This is a genomic window from Bacillus sp. RO1, from assembly GCF_012524115.1.
Classification (GTDB): domain Bacteria; phylum Bacillota; class Bacilli; order Bacillales; family Bacillaceae_I; genus Sutcliffiella_A.
In genome coordinates, this window is the sequence record NZ_JAAZWB010000021.1 from 14,500 (window position 1) to 37,210 (window position 22,711).

At 39.0% G+C, this 22,711-nt stretch carries 20 protein-coding genes; 12 read left to right on the forward strand and 8 right to left on the reverse strand.

Going from position 1 to position 22,711, the window contains the following annotated elements:
- Together argC and HC179_RS01110 are read right to left on the reverse strand one after the other, a co-directional pair.
- Entirely contained in the window at nt 1–1,038 is a 1,038-nt protein-coding gene (gene argC, locus HC179_RS01105) for an N-acetyl-gamma-glutamyl-phosphate reductase (RefSeq protein ID WP_205825177.1), read from the reverse strand.
- 141 nt (nt 1,039–1,179) lie between these two features.
- Nucleotides 1,180–2,313, reverse strand: a complete 1,134-nt coding sequence (locus HC179_RS01110) for a M20 family metallopeptidase (protein ID WP_168862667.1) — start codon at nt 2,311–2,313, stop codon at nt 1,180–1,182.
- Between the two features lie 391 nt (nt 2,314–2,704).
- On the opposite strand from HC179_RS01110, the gene HC179_RS01115 reads away from it, so the two are divergent.
- From HC179_RS01115 to HC179_RS01140, 6 genes are all read left to right on the forward strand, one after another.
- Nucleotides 2,705–3,691: a Gfo/Idh/MocA family protein gene (locus HC179_RS01115; RefSeq protein ID WP_168862668.1), complete on the forward strand. Its 987-nt coding sequence runs from the start codon at nt 2,705–2,707 to the stop codon at nt 3,689–3,691.
- A gap of 869 nt (nt 3,692–4,560) precedes the next feature.
- A complete protein-coding gene (locus HC179_RS01120; protein ID WP_168862669.1) occupies nt 4,561–5,478 on the forward strand; it encodes a nuclease-related domain-containing protein in 918 nt (305 codons plus the stop codon).
- 603 nt (nt 5,479–6,081) lie between these two features.
- A complete protein-coding gene (locus HC179_RS01125) occupies nt 6,082–6,294 on the forward strand; it encodes a hypothetical protein (protein WP_168862670.1) in 213 nt (70 codons plus the stop codon).
- A 25-nt stretch (nt 6,295–6,319) separates the two neighbouring features.
- Complete coding sequence (locus HC179_RS01130; protein ID WP_168862671.1) at nt 6,320–6,787, forward strand: spore coat protein; 468 nt, start codon at nt 6,320–6,322, stop codon at nt 6,785–6,787.
- Between the two features lie 315 nt (nt 6,788–7,102).
- Entirely contained in the window at nt 7,103–7,915 is an 813-nt protein-coding gene (locus HC179_RS01135) for a hypothetical protein (RefSeq protein ID WP_168862672.1), read from the forward strand.
- 76 nt (nt 7,916–7,991) lie between these two features.
- Entirely contained in the window at nt 7,992–9,647 is a 1,656-nt protein-coding gene (locus HC179_RS01140) for an AMP-binding protein (protein WP_168862673.1), read from the forward strand.
- 34 nt (nt 9,648–9,681) lie between these two features.
- Here the strand turns inward: HC179_RS01140 and ltaE are convergent, their stop codons facing one another.
- Nucleotides 9,682–10,710, reverse strand: coding sequence for a low-specificity L-threonine aldolase (gene ltaE / locus HC179_RS01145; protein ID WP_168862674.1), 1,029 nt, complete (start codon nt 10,708–10,710; stop codon nt 9,682–9,684).
- Between the two features lie 162 nt (nt 10,711–10,872).
- Here ltaE and HC179_RS01150 point away from each other — a divergent pair, with 162 nt between their 5' ends.
- From HC179_RS01150 to HC179_RS21115, 3 genes are all read left to right on the forward strand, one after another.
- Entirely contained in the window at nt 10,873–12,114 is a 1,242-nt protein-coding gene (locus HC179_RS01150; RefSeq protein ID WP_168862675.1) for an MFS transporter, read from the forward strand.
- 90 nt (nt 12,115–12,204) lie between these two features.
- Nucleotides 12,205–13,272 (forward strand): DUF3900 domain-containing protein, encoded by a 1,068-nt coding sequence (locus tag HC179_RS01155; protein ID WP_168862676.1) that lies wholly within the window; start codon nt 12,205–12,207, stop codon nt 13,270–13,272.
- Nucleotides 13,273–13,342: 70 nt separating this feature from the next.
- Nucleotides 13,343–13,465 (forward strand): hypothetical protein, encoded by a 123-nt coding sequence (locus HC179_RS21115; protein WP_277351294.1) that lies wholly within the window; start codon nt 13,343–13,345, stop codon nt 13,463–13,465.
- A gap of 449 nt (nt 13,466–13,914) precedes the next feature.
- Here HC179_RS21115 and HC179_RS01160 read toward each other — a convergent pair whose 3' ends face one another.
- From HC179_RS01160 to msrA, 3 genes are read right to left on the reverse strand one after another with little or no spacing between them, the layout of a single operon-like run.
- Complete coding sequence (locus HC179_RS01160; protein ID WP_168862677.1) at nt 13,915–14,307, reverse strand: VOC family protein; 393 nt, start codon at nt 14,305–14,307, stop codon at nt 13,915–13,917.
- Between the two features lie 26 nt (nt 14,308–14,333).
- Nucleotides 14,334–15,524, reverse strand: a complete 1,191-nt coding sequence (locus HC179_RS01165; protein WP_168862678.1) for a DHH family phosphoesterase — start codon at nt 15,522–15,524, stop codon at nt 14,334–14,336.
- Between the two features lie 49 nt (nt 15,525–15,573).
- Nucleotides 15,574–16,119 (reverse strand): peptide-methionine (S)-S-oxide reductase MsrA, encoded by a 546-nt coding sequence (gene msrA / locus HC179_RS01170; RefSeq protein WP_168862679.1) that lies wholly within the window; start codon nt 16,117–16,119, stop codon nt 15,574–15,576.
- Between the two features lie 238 nt (nt 16,120–16,357).
- On the opposite strand from msrA, the gene HC179_RS01175 reads away from it, so the two are divergent.
- The gene (locus HC179_RS01175) at nt 16,358–17,887 is read left to right on the forward strand and encodes a hypothetical protein (RefSeq protein WP_168862680.1); all 1,530 of its coding nucleotides are present in this window, start codon (nt 16,358–16,360) and stop codon (nt 17,885–17,887) included.
- Between the two features lie 43 nt (nt 17,888–17,930).
- Here the strand turns inward: HC179_RS01175 and HC179_RS01180 are convergent, their stop codons facing one another.
- A complete protein-coding gene (locus HC179_RS01180) occupies nt 17,931–18,203 on the reverse strand; it encodes a hypothetical protein (protein WP_168862681.1) in 273 nt (90 codons plus the stop codon).
- Nucleotides 18,204–18,269: 66 nt separating this feature from the next.
- Nucleotides 18,270–20,414, reverse strand: a complete 2,145-nt coding sequence (gene recQ / locus HC179_RS01185; protein WP_168862682.1) for a DNA helicase RecQ — start codon at nt 20,412–20,414, stop codon at nt 18,270–18,272.
- A 306-nt stretch (nt 20,415–20,720) separates the two neighbouring features.
- Between recQ and adh the strand changes: the two genes are divergently transcribed.
- Together adh and HC179_RS01195 are read left to right on the forward strand one after the other, a co-directional pair.
- Complete coding sequence (gene adh, locus HC179_RS01190) at nt 20,721–22,241, forward strand: aldehyde dehydrogenase (RefSeq protein ID WP_168862683.1); 1,521 nt, start codon at nt 20,721–20,723, stop codon at nt 22,239–22,241.
- Nucleotide 22,242: 1 nt separating this feature from the next.
- Nucleotides 22,243–22,572 carry a DUF779 domain-containing protein gene (locus HC179_RS01195; protein WP_168862684.1) on the forward strand — a complete coding sequence of 110 codons (330 nt, stop codon included), beginning with the start codon at nt 22,243–22,245 and terminating at the stop codon, nt 22,570–22,572.
- Nucleotides 22,573–22,711 lie beyond the last annotated feature (139 nt).

The following is a 22,711-nucleotide window of genomic DNA, read 5'->3' on the forward strand; positions in this document are numbered from 1 at the left end:
TTATGGATAAACTGGAGTTATCTTCAGTCCTGTTTGTTCGTTCCAACCGTTCATGATGTTCATGTTTTGAACTGCCTGCCCCGATGCCCCTTTCATTACATTGTCAATTACAGAGACGATTGTGATTCTGTTGGTTCTTTCGTCCACTGCTATTCCAAGGTCACAATAGTTCGAGCTGTAAACCTCTTTAGTGGAGGGCCATTGGTTCTCCTGTCTGATTCGAACAAAATACTCTTGTCGATAGAACTCATGATATAGTTCTAAAGCATCTTTCGTTGATAAAGATTGTGTCAGCTCACAGTAGATTGTGCACATTATCCCCCTTGCCATTGGAACAAGATGTGGAGTAAAAGAAATGGTGGCATTAGAATTTGTATATGTCTGAATCACTTGTTCCATTTCCGGGATGTGTTGATGGTTTCCTAGTTTATAAGCTTTTACATTTTCATTAACTTCGCAATAATGAGTGCCCATGGAAGCTTTTCTACCGGCCCCGGTTACTCCTGATTTCCCATCAATGATGATGCTGTTTAGATGAACCAGATTGTTTTTTAATAAAGGTGCAAGACCAATCAATGTTGCCGTAGGATAACAGCCGGGATTTGCAATTAATAAAGCATTTTTGATTTCTTCTCTGAATAGTTCTGGCAGCCCATATGTAGATTTTTGTAAAACGCTAGTTGGCGCTGGTGAATATTTATACCATTCGTTGTATAAGTGAGAATCTTTTAACCGATGATCTCCAGATAGATCTATGCAAGGAATCTCCTCTTCTACAAATCTATGAACATGATTTTTTGCGACACCAGATGGTGTAGCAAAAAAGAACAAATCGGCATACCCAAAAATATCGTCTACATTCATTTCTTCTAATTTATTTTCACAAATCCCTTGTAAATGGGGATATTGTTTAGTGATAAGTGTTCCACTTGTAGAGTGTGAACCTAGAAAACTTAATTCCACTTCTGGATGTTGCTTTAAAATTCTTATAAGTTCTGCGCCACTATATCCGTTCGCTCCGATAATTCCAACCTTCAAGTCCTTCATCCTCTCCATGCGTTAATAATATGAATTATTATAACTACGTATGTATAAAAATACAATAAGTTTTTTAAAAAAGAAATAAAAAGATGACCTTGGAATGAATGTTCCTAAGGTCATCTCTTTTGGTATGATATTCTATTCTCCCAAAGCGGCAATCGTCTGTGCCAAAAGTTCCGTTCTCTCTGTTAAGGAAGGGATCTCAAGATATTCCTCTTCACTGTGGGCATTACCACCGACCGGACCCATTCCGTCTACGGTGGCAATTCCCATTGCAGCAGTAAAGGAGGCATCCGACCCGCCGCCTGTAGCAGTGTCTTTAACCTCTACACCAATTTGTTCGCCTACTTTTTCAATGACATGTAACAGCGATTCAGTTCGTGCTGTCTTTTCCATCGGTAGCCTGTTCATTTCTCCGACCAGCTCAACTTCGGTTCCTTTGACATCTGTAGACGCACAAATTTTTTCCAATTTCTGTTCAATAGGTTTTGCCTGTTCTCGTTCTGTTATTCTTATGTCTACATGTGCTACTGCACTATCAGACACCGTATTGACAGAGGATCCTCCCTCAATTAAACCTACATTAACACTAATTCCCTTAGAATGATCGTTAAGGGCATGTAACTGAATGACTTTATGTGCCAGTTCTTCAATGGCACTTCTCCCTTTTTCAGGTTCAATTCCAGAGTGCGCTGCCCGTCCACGCACATTTATAGTATATTTTCCTTTTCCTCTTCTGGCAGTTACTAAAGAACCATCTTTTCTCGCTGGTTCCATGATCAGCGCATATTTTTTATCCTTTGCTTTGCTCTCAATAAGGGATTTGGAAGATGGAGATCCTATCTCTTCATCACTGTTCAACACAAGTACAACATTCTGGTAAGCTTTTGAATGAGAATGAATTAACGCTTTCATCGCGTAGAGTATGGAAACTTGGCTAGCTTTCATATCAATGACACCTGGTCCATATGCTCTGTCACCCTCCACCTTAAATGGTCGAGATTGTACAGTTCCGTTAGGAAACACAGTATCCATATGTGCCACAATAATTATATTAGGTTCCTTTGCTAAAGGGTGTTGAATAACTAAATGATGTCCATACTTTTCTTCCTCTAGCACCTGAACGGAAAATCCAATAGATCTATACTCATTTGATAAAATAGATCCAATTTGATCAATTCCCTCCTTCGAAGTAGAGCCACTATCAATATTGACCAGTTTTTCCAATAACTCTAGCATTTCAGATTGTTTATCTTGTAAAAACTCCTTCATCTTACTCTCTCCTGACTTTTTAAACGCATACACTTTTTTTATACATATATTTATTATCTTTCACCATTATACCTTTTCTACTTATTAAGTCCTATATTTCCTTTATTCTACCTATTTGAGAAGTTCAAACTTATTTTATTCAATAAATAATAATTTTATCTGAATAAACTATTTATTATGTTTTATCGCAAATCTATGTTATATTGTTTAGGCGATGAGCTGAATTGTGTAAGTCGACGGACACGCTTTTAGCAAGGCATGAATGTGGTCATGCTGTCCCTCGCCTCAATACGCAGAGAAGGCACCTTTTTAGGTGGCCTTCTTTTTTTTTGCTACTTTTTCGCCATGTCTGCTATACTGTCTACATCTATTAGAGAAAGAAGGTATTTTTTTGATACGCTTTGGAGTGATTGGCACCAACTGGATAACAGAATCATTTATCAATGCAGCATTAGAGTCGGAAGATTTCCGTTTAACGGCTGTCTATTCCCGAAAAGAAGAAACAGCAAGGGATTTTGGGAATAAATTTAATGTCACTACTACATATACTGATTTAGAAGAGTTTACAAGAAGCAACGAAATCGATGCCGTATATATAGCCAGCCCGAATTCTCTGCATGCAAAGCAAGCAATTGCCTGTATGGATCAAGGGAAACATGTGTTATGCGAAAAACCGATAGCTTCCAATACGAAAGAATTATCAGATATGATAGATACTGCAAAAAGAAATAACGTGGTTCTGATGGAGGCAATGAAAAGCACCCTGCTTCCTAACTTCTTGGCAGTGAAAGAGAACCTGCATAAAATCGGGCAGATCAGGCGTTATATCGCAAGTTATTGTCAGTATTCCTCTCGCTATGATAAGTACAAGGAAGGAACAGTGCTTAATGCATTTAAGCCTGAATTTTCTAATGGTTCTTTAATGGACATTGGTATCTATACCATCTATCCAATGGTGGCATTGTTCGGAAAGCCGAATGCTTTACACGCCACCGCCCATATGCTGGAATCTGGAGTGGATGGACAAGGAAGCATCTTGTTCCAGTATGATGGGATGGATGCTTCTGTCGCCTACTCCAAAATAGCAAACTCCTACCTTCCTTCCGAAATACAAGGAGAAGAAGGAACAATTATTTTAGATACCATCCATACACCTGAGAAAATACGAATTAAATATAAAGACGGATCTATCGAGGATATAACGGTCCCTCAAAAAGCTGAATCCATGTTTTACGAAGCAGAAGAGTTTATTCGGCTAATAAAGTCAGGTGAAAAGGAATCCTCTATCAATTCTCATAGTACTTCCCTGCAAACCATGGAACTACTAGAAGAAGCCCGCTTACAAATAGGGCTTGTCTACCCTGCTGACAAAAGATAACCTATACTTCTAAAAGAATCGCCTGTTGCATACGGGCGGTTCTTTTTTATTTGGTTTCTTTTTTTACCTTTTAACTTAATGTCAAGTAATGAAGACTTCTTTCGTTCTTTTTTGTGCTTAGAGAGGTCCTCATCGCTCGGATGAAGACTTCTTTCGTTCTTTTTTGTGCTTAGAGAGGTCCTCATTTTTGGGATGAAGACTTCTTTCGTTCTTTTTTCGTGCTAGAGAGGTCCTCATTTTTGGGATGAAGACATCTTTCGTTCTTTTTTCGTGCTAGAGAGGTCCTCATCGCTCGGATGAAGTCTTCTCACATCCCTTTTTCGTGCTAGAGAGGTCCTCGTTTCACGGATGAAGACATCTACCTTCCCTTTTTCGTGCTAGACAGGTCCTCATTTCACGGATGAAGACATCTTTCGTTCTTTTTTGTGATTAGAGAGGTCCTCATCGCTCGGATGAAGTCTTCTCACATCCCTTTTTCGTGCTAGAGAGGTCCTCATCGCTCGGATGAAGACTTCTCACATCCCTTTTTCGTGCTTAGTGAGGTCCTCATCGCTCGGATGAAGACATCTACCTTCCCTTTTACGTGCTAGAGAAGTCCTCATCGCACGGATGAAGACATCTACCTTCCCTTTTACGTGCTAGAGAGGTCCTCATCGCTCGGATGAAGACTTCTCACATCCCATTTTCGTGCTAGGCAGGTCCTCATAGGGCTGATGAGGACCTAAGAGGAGCGTCATCGAAAGAAGAGAGGTCTTCATAATTACCACAATCCTACACAATGGATAAAGTTAGAATTTTCAAACAAAAACCCTACCATTTACGCTCTAGTATTGGTATAGTATGAAGTACAAAGAATAAAGGAGTGTGCCATGAAATATAAAGCTCGGACTATACCTCGCGAGTTAGAAGTTTATCAATTACTTAATTCTCGCAAAAATCTACTCGATAATGAGAGGAAGCACCTTTATGCCCTTCAGAAAGGGTACGAAGGAGAATTACTTTTTGATAACTTGACTTCTTCAGTTATTAAAACCGAATGTCTCATTCTCAACGACTTACTTCTTCCCCACAACAAAAACACTTTTCAAATCGACTCACTGATCATTGTCCCAGATACCATTTACATTATTGAAGTGAAAAATTTCGAAGGGGATTATTTTTATGAACAAGACCGCCTTTTTACAAGGATTCCTCCAGATTCTGAAGTAACCAACCCGCTCATTCAACTTAATAGAAGTGAGTCTTTGTTCCGACAACTTTTACAACAGCTCGGAAATAATATGACTATTCAATCATACGTAGTGTTCATAAACCCCGAATTTACGCTATATCAAGCACCCATCAACAAGCAAATCGTCTACCCAGGTCAGATTAATAGATTCCTAAAAAGCATTCGTCCTATCTCTTTAAAACTAGATAATAACCACTACGTAATTGCAGACAAACTTAAGTCCCTTCATAACCCTAATGCTCCATTTTATCTTCCACCTTCCTATAAATATGATGAGCTTCAAAAAGGTATCCCTTGCTCGTATTGTGAATCGTTAGAATTTACTACAAAGGGAACTTACTGTTATTGTTTGGTGTGCTTAAAAAAAGAAACGATGGAAAAACGTATTCTACGAATTGTTCATCATTTCACTATGCTGTTCCCTGATATAAAAATAACTACAAATGCGATTTTTGACTGGGGTAGTGGAAAAATTGCAAAGCGGGTTATTAGGCGAGTGCTTCAAAAACATCTGAAAACTAAAGGTGTACATCAGTGGAGTTATTATGAGTTTTAAGAATGTGTGATAATAAAATATTTTTTTAGAAGTACGCGAAGGTGGATAGTAGTCCATCTTCGCTTTTTATGTGCTAAAACACTACCTAATTTAAATTACAATTAGAGATTAAGACCTCAGTGAAAGGGAAATCAGAGATGAGAAGTCTTCATCGCACGAATGAAGACATTTATTGTTCTTTTTTGTGCTTAGAGAGGTCCTCATCGCACGCATCAAGACATTTCCTGTTCCCTTTTCACCCAAGACAGGTCCTCATCGCACGCATCAAGACATCTCCTGTTCCCTTTTCACCCAAGACAGGTCCTCATCGCACGCATGAAGACATCTCCTGTTCCCTTTTCACCCAAGACAGGTCCTCATCGCACGCATCAAGACATCCCCTGTTCCCTTTTCACCCCAGAGAGGTGCTCATCGCGCAGAATGAAAATCTCCCCCTCAAAGCAGGGGCTAACCAAAAACTATCGATTATTAGCACATTTTTAATAGACTTTAAGCCTATTTTGCTAAATCTAGTAAAAATGGACGTTTGCTAGAGGACAGGCGTCCACTCTCTTATCTAGTAAATACATAGTATGTGGTAGATAAGAAAAAGGGGGTGTAAGAATGGCAGATAGCAAAGATATGCAACGAGATATTTCAAAACTCACCCAGGCAACAACTAACATGATGCTTCAAAATGTTTTAAAGAAACACAATGTGAAACTTAGTGGAGATAACTTCTCCAAAGAACAGAAAGCGCAACTGAAGAAATTGGTTGCAGATATTCAAGATTCTTTCGGTAAAATGGAAAAGCTTCAGAAAGAGGAAAAAAAATAAATATTATAAATGGGGGATTTAAATAATGAGTAAAGACTGGTTATTCGGTGGAAGAAGCTGCGGCTATGACAATGATGGCTGGAATGCTTTAGCAGCAGGTAGTAGACACCCGCTTGACAATGATGGTGTAGCTCAAGAGGCTGACCAAGTAAACAAAATGCTACAAAAATCTTATGAGCAAATTATTATTAAAGATTCTGCGGATATTGAAGTAACAACGACTGACACAAAAATCGCCGTATCTCTTCAAGCTGCTATTCAAGCTGCTATCGCTCTAGTAATAAGCGTAAGTATCGCAGACAGCAACAAAGCAGAGCAAGTAATCCAAGAATTGCTACAAAGCTCCAAATCTGTACAAGTAAGTCACCAACAGACATATATTCAAAACTCTCGTGGTGTAAGAGTTACCACTACTGACACTGACCTAGTACTAAATATCCAACTACTTCTTCAACTATTGATTGCACTCGTTGTAGCTGTAGACATCTTATAATCTAACTGAAAACTTGCCCGCTTCAGTTAAAATTTTCAAAAAACACCTGCCATATAACACTCCTTCTTATCTAAAGTGCCGGAAAACACCTACAATTCCTGCCAAAACAAATCATAGCCTCCTTGCTATACCCATCTTACACCACACCTTCAAATAGTTCGTTAAATGGAAGACCAGAATGTTGGTCTTCTTTTATTTGCTTTTATGATAAATCTAGTCTTTTGCCTAGTTTTCTCCAAAACGCACGCAAATCCAACGCTCTCTCATAAGATAGTATAGTTATAAAACCTATATTAAACTCAAAGGAGTCAAGATATGCGAGAGAAAAACAACAACCTGCTGCCTATTCCCAAATTGTTCGATCAGACGAAATCCATCACGTCCAACCAGCAGGAATTTAGAAAAAACTATTTAGCAGATATATTAAAGCAACAAGAAGAAACAAATTTGACTGTATCTAGGTCAGTTAACAAGATTAATCATACCTTACAACAAAGCATCTCTACCCAGGATTCGAATCATCAACTTCTCCTGGATAAATTATACTCCCAAGAAAAGGTCCAAAAAGAATTATCAGTAATGATATTAACCCAGTCAATATTAAGTGAAGAACTTAAGGGAAATATTGCATCTAATGAAGAAAGCAGTAAAAAGGTAGAGCAAAGACTGGATAAATTAGAATTATTGGTGGAAGAAGAAAAATTATTGAGTCAGGCTACAATAGATCAGTTGGCATTCCAAGAGAATCTTACCCGTGGCATACACTCAAAGTTAGAGAAATATGAAGAAATGTATGAAGACATCCAATCAAAGTTACATGATCAGGAACATTTTTACCAAGAAATAAATAATAAATTACAGCTTCAAGAAATATTTCATCAATCTGTAATGGAGCGTCTGGACAGCCAAGACATTGCATCTCAGAAAATTGCCGATCAGCTAAAAATGTTGAGACACACATTAGTTGATAAATTGGAAACCGCCATTACATCCATTGATAGTAAATACAGGCAAACTCTTCATTATCTTAGTGGAAGTATGATTGGATTAAAAGAACGAATCATTCAAAAGACACCCATTCAGAACGAAAGTAATGAAGTGAAAAAAGTAGAAGTAAAGCAAGAGTAGTCCTCAGGCTGCTCTTTTTTCGTTTGATTTTTCTGAACATTCATACTAATATTTAACTAGCACTTACTTTTCTATTATGGAGGTTTTAACAATGGCAGAGTTAGTACATAAAACAATAGGTGATTTATTGGATGAAACAGTAGCACTTTACCCTGATAAAGAAGCTGTTGTTTATGTGGAAACAGGATTGCGTTATAGTTATAAAGAGTTTCAGCAAATCTGTAACCAAGTAGCAAAAGGCTTAATGAGCCTAGGGGTTCAAAAAGGAGACCACATTGCTGTTTGGGCTTCCAATAAACCGGAGTGGTTAATTACACAGTACGCGAGTGCAAAAATCGGCGCAGTTTTAGTAACAGTCAATACTAGCTATCAATCAAAGGAACTCGAGTACCTATTGCGGCAATCAGATTCCACTACACTTCTTCTTATGGATCATTTTAAAGACGTGAGCTACTTGAATATGCTTCAAGAATTATGTCCAGAGCTTGCAAAATGTGCACCTGGGGACCTTGTATCTAATAGATTACCTAAATTAAAGAACGTCATTTTTATGGGTAGCGAAAATTACCCAGGTATGTTCCAATGGGATGACCTACTGAAAAATTCCATGTCCATTACAGACGAAGAATTACTGATCCGACAGAACAGTACAAACTATGATGAAGTGATCAACATGCAATATACATCCGGTACAACCGGCTTCCCAAAAGGTGTCATGCTTACCCACTCCAATATTATCAATAATGCCATTAATGTTGCGGAATGCCAGAAGCTTACCGCAGAAGATAAAATATGCATTCCGGTTCCTTTTTTCCACTGTTTTGGATGTGTGATGGGTACCCTGGCTGCTGTAGTAACAGGAGCGACGATGGTTCCTCTTGTTATGTTTGATCCACTTTTAGTTTTAAAAGCGGTAGAACAAGAAAAATGTACGGCACTTTATGGAGTTCCAACCATGTTCATCGCGGAACTAAACCACCCTGAATTTAATAACTACAATCTGTCAAGTTTACGAACCGGTATTATGGCAGGTTCACCTTGTCCAACCGAAATTATGAAAAGAGTTGTAAATGATATGGGAGCTAAAGAAATTACCATCGCATATGGCCAAACCGAAGCCTCCCCAGTTATTACACAAACTCGCCCACACGACAGTATTGAGAGACGCGTGTCAACTGTTGGAAGCGCTTTAGATAATGTGGAAGTAAAAATTATCAACCCTGCAACAGGGGAAAATGTTCCATATGGCGTTCAAGGCGAACTATGTACAAGAGGTTACCTTGTTATGAAAGGCTATTATAAAATGGAAGATCAAACAAAAGATACGATTGATACAGATGGATGGCTTCATACAGGAGATCTTGCTACTATCGATGAGGATGGGTATGTCGTCATTACAGGCAGACTAAAAGATATGATTATTAGAGGTGGAGAGAATATTTATCCACGTGAGATTGAGGAATTTTTATACTCTCATCCCAAAATTTTCGATGTTCAAATTGTAGGAGTTCCAGATGAAAAGTTCGGCGAGCAGGTTGCAGCATTTATTAAAGTCAAACCTGGCGAAAGCTTAAACAGTCAAGAAGTCAAAGACTACTGCATCGGAAAAATATCAAAATATAAAATACCTTACTATGTAGAGATCGTAGACGAGTACCCAATGACAGCATCAGGGAAAATCCAAAAATTCAAACTCAGAGAACATGCCGTAAATACACTAGTCAGAATGTAAAATGGTAAGGGGTAATTTGCCCCTTACCATTTTTTTAACTAGTTTTGACTATCTCATTAATGGTACTAATAACTCTTACGATATCCTCTCTGCTCACATCAAAATGAGTCGTAAGGCGCACAAGCGTAGGTCCAAACGGAACAGTCAAAACACCTTTCTCTTTTAACAATCGTACAAACTGATCAGCCATCATTTCCAACCCGGATACATCCACTACCACAATATTCGTTTCTACCGAATTTACTATTTTTAAAGAGCTAATTCCCCTTAACCCTTCAGCAAGAAACGTGGCATTATCATGATCTTCGGAAAGTCTTTCTGTCATTTGGGTTAAAGCAATTAACCCAGGTGCCGCAATAATCCCAACTTGCCTCAGTCCCCCACCAAGACGCTTTCTCCATTTTCTGGCTCGTTTAATGAAGTCGTTTGAACCGGCAATGATCGAACCAACAGGTGCACCCAATCCTTTGGACAAACATACTTGTACCGTATCGCAATGTTTTGTGAACTCTTTTATAGGTATGCCCGAACTTGCTGCGGCATTAAATAGTCGTGCGCCATCCACGTGAACAGGTATAGAATATCCCTGTGCCACTTTATAGATTTCTGCCATGTTTGATACAGGTACCACTGCCCCACCAGCACGATTATGAGTGTTCTCTATACAAATTAGACCAGTTTCAGGAAAGTGTTGATCCTCCCCACGAATAGCAGATTCTATATCTTGTGGATTCATTATCCCGTTAACGCCTGGAATGGTTCTTGTTTGAACTCCTGCCAAAGCGGCAACAGCACCAGATTCATAATAAAAGATATGAGACTCTTCTTCTAGTAATATCTCATTTCCTGGTCGACAATGCGTCAATACAGCAATTTGGTTTCCTTGCGTTCCGCTTGTAACAAACAGTGCCGCTTCTTTTCCAAGAATCTTTGCCGCTTTTTCTTCTAATAGCGTTACCGTGGGATCTTCTCCGTACACGTCATCTCCCACTTTCGCTTCATAGGCAGCCTTTCTCATTTCCTCTGTTGGTTTTGTAACCGTATCACTTCTTAAATCAATCATATGTCCTTCCCCTTCTCTTTTTTTCTTACAGTTTACCAGAATGTTATTTATTTCGTACACCGTAAAATTATCTACCATTGTTCCACATTCACATGCTATGATTATTTAACATACATATCTTGGCTTTTAACACCTATTACCATAGAAGGAGTTTAAATTAATATGCAAGCACAAAAAGTCAAACTAGATACCGCTTCCACCGAAAGCTCCACCGTTTATCCAATTCTTTTTATCATTGGCCTTGTTCACCTGCTGAATGACGCTTTACAATCAGTGGTGCCGGCCTTATTCCCCGTGTTGCAAAATTCCATGGGGTTAACATTTACTCAGTTGGGACTGATTGCATTTGCGTTAAATGCTACCTCTTCCCTTATTCAACCAGTTGTTGGCATAATTACAGATAAAAGGCCGTCTCCATATGCCCTGCCTATCGGACTTACTTCTTCTTTATTCGGGATTATTGGCTTGGCATTGGCACCAAACTTTTGGGTAATTATTCTTTCCGTAGTCTTTATTGGACTTGGTTCTGCCGCATTCCACCCAGAAGGATCTCGTGTAGCCTATATGGCTGCGGGTAATCGCAGAGGTCTGGCACAGTCCATATATCAAGTAGGAGGCAATTCGGGGCAGGCTTTAGCGCCGTTAATGGCAGCATATATCCTATTGCCACTTGGACAAAAAGGCGTGCTTTGGTTCACAGTTGTTGCTGCTGCAGCTGTCATACTACTTTTATACATTGCAGCTTGGTACAAACAGCAAGTAGCGAATACATATAGGCCGGTTAAACAAAAGAAAACGCAACAAGCTAAATCTTCGGGTAAAAACATTGGAAATAGACGACTCATTACCTTTTCTATATCATTACTGATATTTCTTGTATTTGCTCGTTCGTGGTTTCATGCGGGTGTCACTAATTTCTATGCTTTTTACGCCATAGAGAACTATGGTATACCAATTGCAGATTCACAAATTTATATTTTTGTGTTTTTAGGTGCAGGTGCTGTTGGCACATTCTTTGGAGGGCCATTGGCAGACCGCTTCGGAAAAAGACTGATCATTTCTCTCTCTATGCTGGGGTCGGCTCCACTTGCTTTGTTGCTACCTTTTGTAGGTCCGACACTTGCCTATATACTTGTTGCCATTATCGGGTTCATCATTCTCTCTAGCTTTTCGGTTACAGTAGTATACGCTCAGGAACTAGTTCCTGGTCGCATTGGGCTGGTTTCCGGCTTAATTGTAGGACTAGCATTTGGAATGGGTGCTGTGGGATCTGTTGCACTTGGTATACTAGCAGACTGGATTGGGTTAACTAATACCATCATCTTTACTGTTTGCTTACCTTTTATAGGACTTTTGACGTTCTTCCTTCCTAGTGATCAAAAAGTTAGAGAAATGCATAGTTAATTCGAAGAAGGGGTTCCTGTTGACCCTTTCTTTTCTTTTGCCTATACTTGTTTAAGTGTTTAAAGATACCTTGCGAAAATGGTGATAAAGATGGATTTTGATATAAAATCATTAGCCTTTTACCTTATTGAAGTAGAAGGCAGTGGAGATAATGCAAAGAAACAATATAAACCAATGGCAGTATTGGATGAAACTACATATGAAGAGAGTGCACTAAAACCTTTCCTAGACGGAGAATTGATGAAAATTACCAAAAGAAAGGTAGATCGACACCCTAAAAATGAACAAGTACCAACAAAGATTGGGAGGTTCATCGTAGAACCAGGGTACGACCTTGGATCAAACCCCAACTTCAACCAATTTAATCGAATCAAACAGGCCGAAAGCTTAGAAGCATTTTCATCTGCGGCAGATGAAATAGCATCCACCTATACAGATACAACTGCAGTAAGAGGTGGCGTACTCATTGTCACCAGGGCTAAATTAAATAAATATTTTGATGAGCCCTTTGTTTTTATCTTAAAATGTGACTTTGAACAAAAAGTTGCTTCTATTACAAATGAGCAGACGCTGATTCATAACGTCCAGATGGCCATTACTACAAAGAACATGAAGTCCATACAATATCCGTTCATGGTAGAGGATGGGATGGTAGAGGAAGGAGAATTGAAGATCCACCAGTCCTCACATTCCCGTTATTTTGAGGATTTCTTGAAGTATGTAGAGTATGGTGAGTCGATGCCAGAAATCATTAAGAACCAAGTGATGGGGATGGTTCATCAAGAAATCTCCGAGACCTATCAAGACGAAAGCGAAGAAAAAGAGAAAGTGGAACAGGCGATGGAAGCTTGGGCTACTTCACCTAAACGCGAGCTTCAGGAACGGTGGTCGGACGAGCAAGTGATAGAAGCATCCTCCTCTATCATTGAACAGACACCTGACATAGAACTGAAATTCAAGCTAGATCATATCTCTGTTAAAGGCTTGCTGGCGGACTTTGGTGAAAATGTCCATATAGCAAAAGTCAATAATCGTTATGTGGTCCTTCTTGAGGGGGATTTTCTACAATTTGAAAAGAATGTCTCACCTGTTGAAATGCTAAAACCGAGTGAACTAACGATGATATTAGAGCGTTTGAATAAAAAATATAGCTCATAAAATTTAGGTAAAGAATATTTTTTTCAACCTTTGAGAGAATAAGAACAAATACCTTTTAGGGGTGACACTCATGGATTGGATGTCCATCATTCGGTATGCTTGTTCTATCACCGGAATCATTTGTCTTGGCTTTACGTATACACATATGTTAAAAAGCTCTCGCGAAAAAGCAAAATCTATGGATAGGAAGTAAGAAAGACTGGGCATTTCAAATATTTTAGTTGAATAATTAATTGCCGCTGTTCCTTTCCGCATATGGCTTCGCTTTCCTAGGGGCACTGCTGGAGCCTCCTCGGCTATGCCTGCGGGGTCTCCACCTAGCGCTATCTCCCTTAGGAGTCTGCGCCATTTGCTCCAATCCACAGCTAGAGATTAGATTAAATTAGCCTTATATGTTTTTCAGTTATCTCCGTGATATAGATATTAAACAAAAGTTTGGCTGAACGTAGTCACCTTGTTGATTGGAGTGGAAGGCACGTAGACGCCCGCGGGAGCAAGGGACAAGTGAGAACCTGCAGGGCTGTAAGCCGAGGAGGCTTACGGACCGCCCACAGGCAAGCGAAGCTCCTGAAACGGAAATCAACAGTTTTTATACTTTCCTTTTAAAAAAAGAAGGCTGGGAAATTACTCCCTGCCTTCTCTTTATTTTACCGGTGTTTCAAATAATTCAATCCATTCACCGTCTGGACCTGCAAAAAAGATATATCTTGCTCCATTTGGCAACGTGGTGATTTCCTGTTCGATAAAAGTGACTCCCAAACTTTTCAACCTATCATGTTCCGCCTCTACATCATCTACCGTTAATGCTAAATGGTGAACTTTACCTTCTACAGGTAGATTGTCATTGTAGCCTTGGATTAGCTCTAATTCCGTTTCTTCACTTTCATTAAACCCTAGAAATGCAAGCTTTATCTCACCATTCGGATGATCTAACTTCCCCTTTAATGAAAATCCGACCACGTTTGTATAAAACTCTATGGAAGTTTGAATATCTTTAACCATGATTCCAACATGTTCTAATCTTCTAATTGCCATAACCTATCTCTCCCCATAACTTACCTTTAGTTTGCCTTTAACCTTCTAATGTTTTCAACTAGGAAATTGACATATTCCTCGTCTTTAACCAACCATGCTGCATACTTTCTTTTAATAAACGTTTCGGCTTCTTGGAAAGAAGAAAAGGAAGTATCCAGAAACTTTTCCTTGTTTTCCACCTTCCATGTGCCGTCTTCTTTGGGTAATAGAAATAATGATCCTTTTTCTTTAGAGTCGTACAAAACGCCATTAGGTGATTCTTTAACATTAAAAACGTTGTGGCGAGCATCTTGTTTGAGAGAATCAAGCGGGAATGCCTCCGCCACAAAAAGCTTGTATGCCTGTTCAGTCAAACTGCACCCAGAAGCCTTTGCATGGCCCCCTCCATCAAACTTTCCTGCCACTTGTGAAACATCCACATCATCATGTATGGTGCGCAAGCTAATCCGCTTGCTTCCCATATTAATCATGGCTATATAGTCCAAATGGGGGTTTTCCTTCCCCAAAATATTTCCAAGTTCTGATAAAAAAGATTCAGCGTGAACGATTCCTACCCACTTGTCATCTACAGGCTTTTGAACAATTTCTCTTCGTTTTTTACGCAAATATCTTTCTAGTTTTTGTTCTTCCATATCTAGAATTTGTGTTTCAAAGTCATCGAAATCGAACTGGGCTGCACTTTTTAACTTCAGAAGCATTCTCTCTTCAAAGTCATCAATGGAAATCATGTACAAAAGATCGTTTAATCTTTTTGCCTTCGTATTCTTATTTCGATCCCATTCCCACGTATCATATTGTCGTATTAATTCCACTACTTCATCTAACGGTTCAGACTGGGCTATTAGTCCTTTTTCTAACAGATACTCATAAAATAAAGAAGTGGCACTTGTCAATCTGCCATCCTCATATTCGACAGTAACAGAAGCCCAGTTATATTCATTTAGATGAATGGCAGTCTTATGATGATCGATAAATTGAACAAAGCCTTCTTGTTGATTTGCAAACTGATCGAGCTTTTTGGCGTTTTCTTCATTGACCGATAAATCAGTTATGTATATTTGATGCCGCGGAGTTGCTTCTTCCATATATTCCGCAACCTGATAATTTAAACTGCCGACTGAATTATAATGAACCTTTACCTTCTCATCAAACGCAAGCTTGGCTAAAATACCGCAGCCTACCCCGTCTAAATCATTGTGTGTAAAAAGATGAATCAATGGTAGTCCCCCTTTTTCTTCCTGATGGGTAAGCCTTTCACACCCTCACTTACTTTGTATATTCTTCACCCCAATGCTCTTTTATATGAGCATTTCTACCTGATTCTTCACGTTCTTGTTTATATTTTTCAGGATTTTTCTTATAAAATTTCTGATGATATTCTTCTGCTTCATAGAATGGCGTAGCTGGTTTTATTTCAGTTACAATTGACTTTTTATATCTTCCGCTTGTTTCTAAATCCTTTTTTGTTTTCTCTGCAAGTTTTAGCTGTTTTTCATTATGATAAAAGATTGCTGTACGATACTGGCTTCCTCTATCAAAAAATTGACCTTCATCATCTGTAGGGTCTATCTGTGGCCAATACAATTCCAATAATTTTTCGTATGGAAAGATATCTGGATTAAATTCTATTTGAACAGCTTCGTAATGACCTGTATTTCCTTTTTTTATTTCTTCATATGTAGGATTGGGAACGCTACCTCCTGTATAACCGGAAACTACGTTCTCAATTCCAGGTAACTCATCAAAAGGTTTTACCATACACCAAAAGCACCCTCCAGCAAAGGTGGCTAGTTCCGTTTTGTTCGTTGTCATATGTTGTATCCTCCTGTTTTATATGTGTTTGATGGAATTTTACACTAACTATCTTATAGTTACAATAACAACGCTCATCTACTCATTATTTGTTTACATAATAAAATTATAAACCACTATTTATTATTTCAATAGTTAAACATTTTAATGATGGCGTTTACAATGATTTACACTTTTCATAGAGTATTGTACGATAATTCTTTGTGAATAAATGAACGATAGGAGTCTGATCAGAAAGATGGTAGAACAATTTTCAAATATAGAATTGATCAATCAGTTTTGGCTGATACTTTTCTTCCTTATACCTATAGTGTTGGTATCAAGGATGGTTGTGGCAGGAACAAGATTTTCCCCGATCCTTATTATCGTAATCCTTGGACTGGGTATGGGCTACTTACTTGTAGATACAGGGGTTGCAACACCAGGATTAGTAGAGTACCCCTTTGTTGACCTTATGGCAAGAACAACTATTATTGCATTGACTGTATCCTTTTTTGTAGGCGGTCAGGAACTACGAAAAATTTTAGGTAATAAAGACTTGGATGTGGAGGACAGTGTTGTACCTTCTGATGAAGAATCTTTTCTTGGAACTTCAAGAACACAGTTTTTCTTTATCGTCCGTGCATTCTTCCTATTATTTGGGCTAGAAGGAATCACTCGGATGATCCTTTCAGATGATACTCAAAGTTTTGATAATGTTTATCCGTTGATTGCTTACATTGGGATTATCGGATCCATTCTTTTTATTGATAACAAAGCTAAGCTTCAGAATAAGAAACAGTACATGAAAAAAGGGATTGTTGAAATGTTAGCAATTATCCTGTTACTTGTGGTTTCTTATCATATCGCTATGTGGATAAAGCCGTTGATTGCATTGCCTCAAATTTTCTTTGCGATGATGATTGCAGCTGCTTTAGGAGCTGTTTTCTATAATTGGAGTTTTGGACCGACCATTCGAGCATTATTAGTCGCAGGTATTCCAGTTGTATTAGCTGCCAACTTCTTAGTAGGTGGATCCCGAATTGGGGACGCCTTTGCCATTGATGGCATGAATGCGGTATTGGCCTATGGATTCTTTGGGCAATTGTTCTGGATGTTTGGTGGGATTGCATTGATAATGTTCTTTGCAAAGAATGCCAACACAAGAAACCTTGCACCTGGTATGGCTGGATCTTTATCACATTCAGGATTAACTGGCGCATGTACAGCTGGAGACTTCGGGAAAACCGCTGCACAACGTGCTCCTATTATGATTAACATCCCGTTTTTCGGCCATATATTTGTTTTCTCCGTCCTTGCTATAAGTGCTGAGAGAGGTAGCCTTTGGGTATTGCCTTCCATGGTAATTGTAGCTCTTGGTTTAGGATTGACCATTCTCGCATTGGCAAACTTAAGAAAGGCTAATGGTGAGGACAAAAAAGAAGTAAAGGCATTAATGCAGTTCTCATTTGGCTGGCAAATGTGTGCGGTTTTTGGTGGATTGGCTTTATTGAGCCTAAGCACCATGTCTATTGACTATGCTGCCATGGCACAATCTTCTGCTATTTCTCATTTTGGTTTGTTTGCCGCTATTCAAGGAGAGATGTTTGGAGCTGATGCTGCCGCTTTAATTCCTTTCATCTTCTCTATGCCATTCCTAGTTCATCCGCTTGTATTCTTCATGTTCGGTAAAGCAATGGAGAACAATGGTGAAATGCCAATCAAACCTGTGTATACGTTAGCGTTAATAGGTGTAATTGGTGTAGCTTACGCTATCTTCTTCGTATAAAGTGTATATAAAAAGGCGTTCGGATTGCACCGAACGCCTTTTGTTATTGCATTTTCTTATTATAATACTCTACTGAATATTGGGCTCCCTCACTGACCATGCTATTATCTTGGATATCTTCAGGATCTGGGTTCCCTGCCTTTTCAATTGGTAAATCGGTCTTTCTGAATTTTAAGGGTACTAGTTTATTTTTAACTTTTTTAGAGTATTGCATTATCTTCTCTCTATACGGTTTATATACTAACAGTCCTGCACCGGTGAGGCTTGCAGCTCCTGCCACGATTAAAGGTTTCTTCAGTCCACGAGCATTCATCATATAACGCCTCCTATTTAATGGATTTATCTATAACCATGATATTCCCGACAGGAGAAAAACTAAACCTCATATTATGTCATGCTTGGCCATTACCGCTTTTATTGCTAAATAATCAACCGCATCAGGTAAATTCTCTTTGATGGGCTTCAGTTTTTCAGTTCCAACTTCCTCAATAACTCTAATTATTTTCTCCTCAAACTCCTCTGGAATAAAAGAATCCCAATTAACCTCCATACCCTCATCACTTGCACATTTGAAAAGATGGTTTTGAACTGTGATTAGACTCATACCCCGTTCCTTGGCTATTTCTTTAAAAGTCAGGCCTTCTTGCAGTAGCCTATAAGTAAACATATGACTCGATTCTCCAAGATTCATTGGAATGGAGGGCTTGTTAGGGTTGTTAGAATCTTTTATAGTGGATGTATTTCCTTTTGAAGAGGCTTCACTATCCAAAAATTTACCTATCTCACTCAAAAATTCAGTACCATACTTCTCAAACTTTAACGATCCTACCCCTTTAATTTCTAGCATGGCCGTTTGATCTCTTGGGAGTACCTCACTCATTTCTCTTAAAGTGCTATCGGAAAAAATAACATAGGGAGGTACTCCCTCTTCTTTTGATAAATTTCTACGTAACTCCCGCAACCTATCAAACAATTCATTGTCCTCAACGACAGCTTTCACTTGCTCTTTCACTTTAAAGAGTACCTTTTCCTGCCCTTTTAGAACTGGAACGGCGCGCGCACCTAATCTTACGACTGGATATTGCCCCTCCGTCAATATTAAGTATCCTTCAGCAATCAGAATATTGATAAGGTCTACCAATTGTTTTTCAGTATAAGATCTCATTAACCCATAAGTTGGCAAGCTATCAAAACGGAATTGCTGGATACGCTTATCTTTTGAGCCCTTTAAAACTTTTGCTACCAGTAGTGCACCAAATCTTTCATTCATTCTATGAATACAGCTAAATATCTTCTGTGCCTCTAATGTAATATCTTGCTCTACAAAATCGGTGGAACAATTACTGCATTTACCGCAAACTAGTTCTGTATCTTCACCGAAGTATTGTACAATATAACCTTGCAGGCAGCGTTGCGTATAACAGTAATCCATCATAGCTTGAAGTTTCTTATATTCTTGCGTTTTGCGTTCTGGTGAGCGGATACTTTCTTCAATCAGAAACTTCTGGATTTGTATATCCCTCGCATTAAACAAGAGGATACATTCGCTTCCCTCTCCATCCCTTCCTGCCCTTCCAGCTTCTTGATAGTAAGACTCAACATTTTTAGGCATGTTGTAATGAATGACAAATCGAACATTAGACTTATCGATTCCCATCCCAAATGCATTCGTGGCAACCATCAGCTTGAGTCGATCATGAAGAAAGTCTTCTTGATAATCCTTTCTTTCTTCTTCAGATAGTCCTGCATGATACTTACCAATCTTGTAACCTTTCTTGGTGAATGAAGAAAAAATTTGATCTACTTCTTTTCTGGTAGTTGCATAGATTATCCCCGACTCTCCCTTGTTCGCTTTCAAGAATTTTTCTAAAAAACTGTCCTTATTTTGTCCTCTCAAAACGGAAAATGTCAAATTATCTCGTGAAAAACCGGTTACGTATGTATGTTCTGGTGTAATTCCTAACATCGTTTGAATGTCTTCTATAACTTGTTCTGTTGCAGTTGCTGTAAAGGCTGTAATGACCGGGTTTCCTGGAATTCTTTTAATAAAGGTACCCACTTCGCGATAGCTTGGCCTAAAATCATGCCCCCATTGGGACATACAATGTGCTTCATCAATTGCAACGATTGAAACCTCCACAGCAGATAAGATAGATTGGAAATCGTAAGAATCCAGTCTTTCAGGTGCAAGGTATAACAGTTTAATTTGCCCTTGTTCTACCTGTTGAACTCTTTCTCTTAACTCTCCAGCATTCAACGAACTATTAATATAGGTTGCCGCTACCCCAATGTTAATTAAGGAATCCACTTGATCTTTCATTAAAGAAATTAAGGGAGAGATGACAATAGTTAACCCACTTTCCAACAGTGCAGGTACTTGATAACATATGGACTTTCCGCCTCCTGTAGGCATCACTCCTAATGTATTTGACTTGTTTACAATACTTTCAACAATTTTTTTCTGGCCTGACCTAAAATCTTCATAACCAAAGTATTCTTTCAATATCATTTTTCCTTGTTCGTACATAGTACACCTCGTTTTTAAATGGGAAATGGTTTAGTAGGTAATTGGAGATAGGTAAATAAAGGAGTATTTTAAATTTCCATATCATTTTAACTGAATGATGGATGACCTGCAACCAAAGTGAAATGGTGCCTGACCATCATTGTTGGCTGAAAAAACCTTTTCTCTTGCAATTTATTATCAGAATGTTTAAAATTCATTATACAATAGGTTGTCTAACCTCTCTATTTTTTTGTAGTATTTTGTATGCGCTTACATAGATAAGTCTAATACACAACCTATTAATCTATTATGAGGAGGAATTTTCAAATGATTTATGCTAATCCAGGTGAAAAAGATTCAAAAGTTTCTTTTAAAAACCGGTATGACAACTATATTGGTGGCGAATGGGTCGCTCCAGTAAAAGGTGAATATTTTGAAAATGTCACTCCCGTTACAGGACAGGTCTTTTGTGAAGTTGCTCGTTCCACTGCAGAAGATATTGAATTGGCATTGGATGCCGCACATAAAGCTAAATCAGCCTGGGGCCAAACCTCTGTAGCTGAAAGAGCCAACATTCTTAATAAAATTGCAGATCGCATGGAAGAAAACTTGGAGATGCTAGCAGTTGCGGAAACATGGGAGAACGGAAAGCCGGTTCGAGAGACAATGGCAGCAGATCTTCCACTTGCTATTGATCATTTTAGATATTTTGCAGGTTGTATTAGAGCCCAGGAAGGGTCGCTAGGAGAAATTGATAACGACACCATTGCTTACCACTTCCATGAACCACTAGGGGTAGTCGGACAAATTATTCCTTGGAATTTCCCGTTACTAATGGCTACTTGGAAGCTTGCTCCAGCTCTGGCTGCTGGGAACTGTGTCGTTTTAAAACCAGCTGAACAGACACCCGCTTCCATCATGGTTTTAACTGAACTAATTTCAGACCTTTTACCTCCTGGGGTGTTAAACATCGTTAATGGATTTGGTGTGGAAGCTGGGAAACCATTGGCATCCAGTGACAGAATAGCTAAAATTGCTTTTACAGGAGAAACGACAACAGGACGTCTCATCATGCAATATGCTTCTCAAAACATTATTCCGGTAACGCTTGAGCTTGGCGGGAAATCCCCAAACATTTTCTTTGAAGACGTGATGGCGCATGATGATGATTTCTTTGATAAAGCAGTTGAAGGCTTTGTAATGTTTGCACTTAACCAAGGAGAAGTATGTACATGTCCTTCCCGTGCCCTCATTCATGAATCCATTTATGATAAGTTTATGGAGCGAGCACTTGAACGGGTTTCTCAAATCAAACAAGGTAATCCATTGGATACGGAAACCATGATAGGAGCACAAGCCTCTTCTGAGCAGTTGGAAAAAATCCTTTCTTATCTCGAAATTGGGAAAGAAGAAGGTGCCGAACTACTTGCAGGCGGAGAACGAAATATGCTTGAAGGCGACCTAGCAAATGGTTATTATGTAAAACCGACTGTTTTTAAAGGCGACAACAAAATGAGAATTTTCCAAGAAGAAATCTTTGGTCCAGTTGTATCTGTCACAACCTTTAAAACAGCTGAAGAAGCATTGGAAATTGCAAATAACACTCTTTACGGGCTTGGTGCAGGAGTTTGGACGAGAGACGTTAACACTGCGTATCGTTTCGGCCGCCAAATTGAAGCGGGACGTGTTTGGACTAACTGCTACCATGCCTACCCTGCCAATGCTGCATTTGGTGGATATAAAATGAGTGGTATCGGCCGTGAAAACCATAAAATGATGCTATCCCACTACCAGCAAACGAAGAATCTTTTAGTAAGCTACAGTCCGAAAAAATTAGGATTCTTTTAAGATGGAAAAAGTACTGGCTACCGAAGCTGCCCTTGAATTAATTGAAAAGCTTGTAGGCAAACATGGACCTGTACTATTCCATCAATCTGGGGGTTGCTGTGATGGCAGTTCCCCTATGTGCTATCCAAAGGAAGAATTTTTGATTGGCAATTCTGATGTCCTTCTTGGCGAAATAGGCGGCGCTCCCTTCTATATGAATAAAAAGCAATATGAGTATTGGAAACATACCCAACTCATTATTGATGTCGTTCCTGGAAGGGGTGGAATGTTTTCCTTGGAGGGTCCAGAAGGAGTACGTTTCCTGACTAGATCAAAAGTTTTTCCAAAATGACCAAGAGGCTGGGACAAAACTAAAAAAGCCTAATAAAAGACGAACAATTAGGTGTCATAGGTATTGGCTCTAAATACCGCTGTTGATCTCCACAAATGGCTTCGCTTTCCTAGGGGCGGTGCTTGAGCCTCCTCGCTCC

Coding starts and splice junctions, on each gene's coding strand:
- HC179_RS01120 (WP_168862669.1), top strand. CDS start 4,561: ATGAAATATAAAGCTCGGACTATACCTCGCGAGTTAGAAGTTTATCAA.
- HC179_RS01155 (WP_168862676.1), top strand. CDS start 12,205: ATGGATTTTGATATAAAATCATTAGCCTTTTACCTTATTGAAGTAGAA.
- recQ (WP_168862682.1), bottom strand. CDS start 20,414: ATGTACGAACAAGGAAAAATGATATTGAAAGAATACTTTGGTTATGAA.
- HC179_RS01160 (WP_168862677.1), bottom strand. CDS start 14,307: ATGGCAATTAGAAGATTAGAACATGTTGGAATCATGGTTAAAGATATT.
- HC179_RS21115 (WP_277351294.1), top strand. CDS start 13,343: ATGGATTGGATGTCCATCATTCGGTATGCTTGTTCTATCACCGGAATC.
- HC179_RS01125 (WP_168862670.1), top strand. CDS start 6,082: ATGGCAGATAGCAAAGATATGCAACGAGATATTTCAAAACTCACCCAG.
- HC179_RS01150 (WP_168862675.1), top strand. CDS start 10,873: ATGCAAGCACAAAAAGTCAAACTAGATACCGCTTCCACCGAAAGCTCC.
- HC179_RS01130 (WP_168862671.1), top strand. CDS start 6,320: ATGAGTAAAGACTGGTTATTCGGTGGAAGAAGCTGCGGCTATGACAAT.
- msrA (WP_168862679.1), bottom strand. CDS start 16,119: ATGACAACGAACAAAACGGAACTAGCCACCTTTGCTGGAGGGTGCTTT.
- HC179_RS01140 (WP_168862673.1), top strand. CDS start 7,992: ATGGAGGTTTTAACAATGGCAGAGTTAGTACATAAAACAATAGGTGAT.
- HC179_RS01110 (WP_168862667.1), bottom strand. CDS start 2,313: ATGAAGGAGTTTTTACAAGATAAACAATCTGAAATGCTAGAGTTATTG.
- ltaE (WP_168862674.1), bottom strand. CDS start 10,710: ATGATTGATTTAAGAAGTGATACGGTTACAAAACCAACAGAGGAAATG.
- adh (WP_168862683.1), top strand. CDS start 20,721: ATGATTTATGCTAATCCAGGTGAAAAAGATTCAAAAGTTTCTTTTAAA.
- HC179_RS01175 (WP_168862680.1), top strand. CDS start 16,358: ATGGTAGAACAATTTTCAAATATAGAATTGATCAATCAGTTTTGGCTG.
- HC179_RS01195 (WP_168862684.1), top strand. CDS start 22,243: ATGGAAAAAGTACTGGCTACCGAAGCTGCCCTTGAATTAATTGAAAAG.
- HC179_RS01180 (WP_168862681.1), bottom strand. CDS start 18,203: ATGATGAATGCTCGTGGACTGAAGAAACCTTTAATCGTGGCAGGAGCT.
- HC179_RS01135 (WP_168862672.1), top strand. CDS start 7,103: ATGCGAGAGAAAAACAACAACCTGCTGCCTATTCCCAAATTGTTCGAT.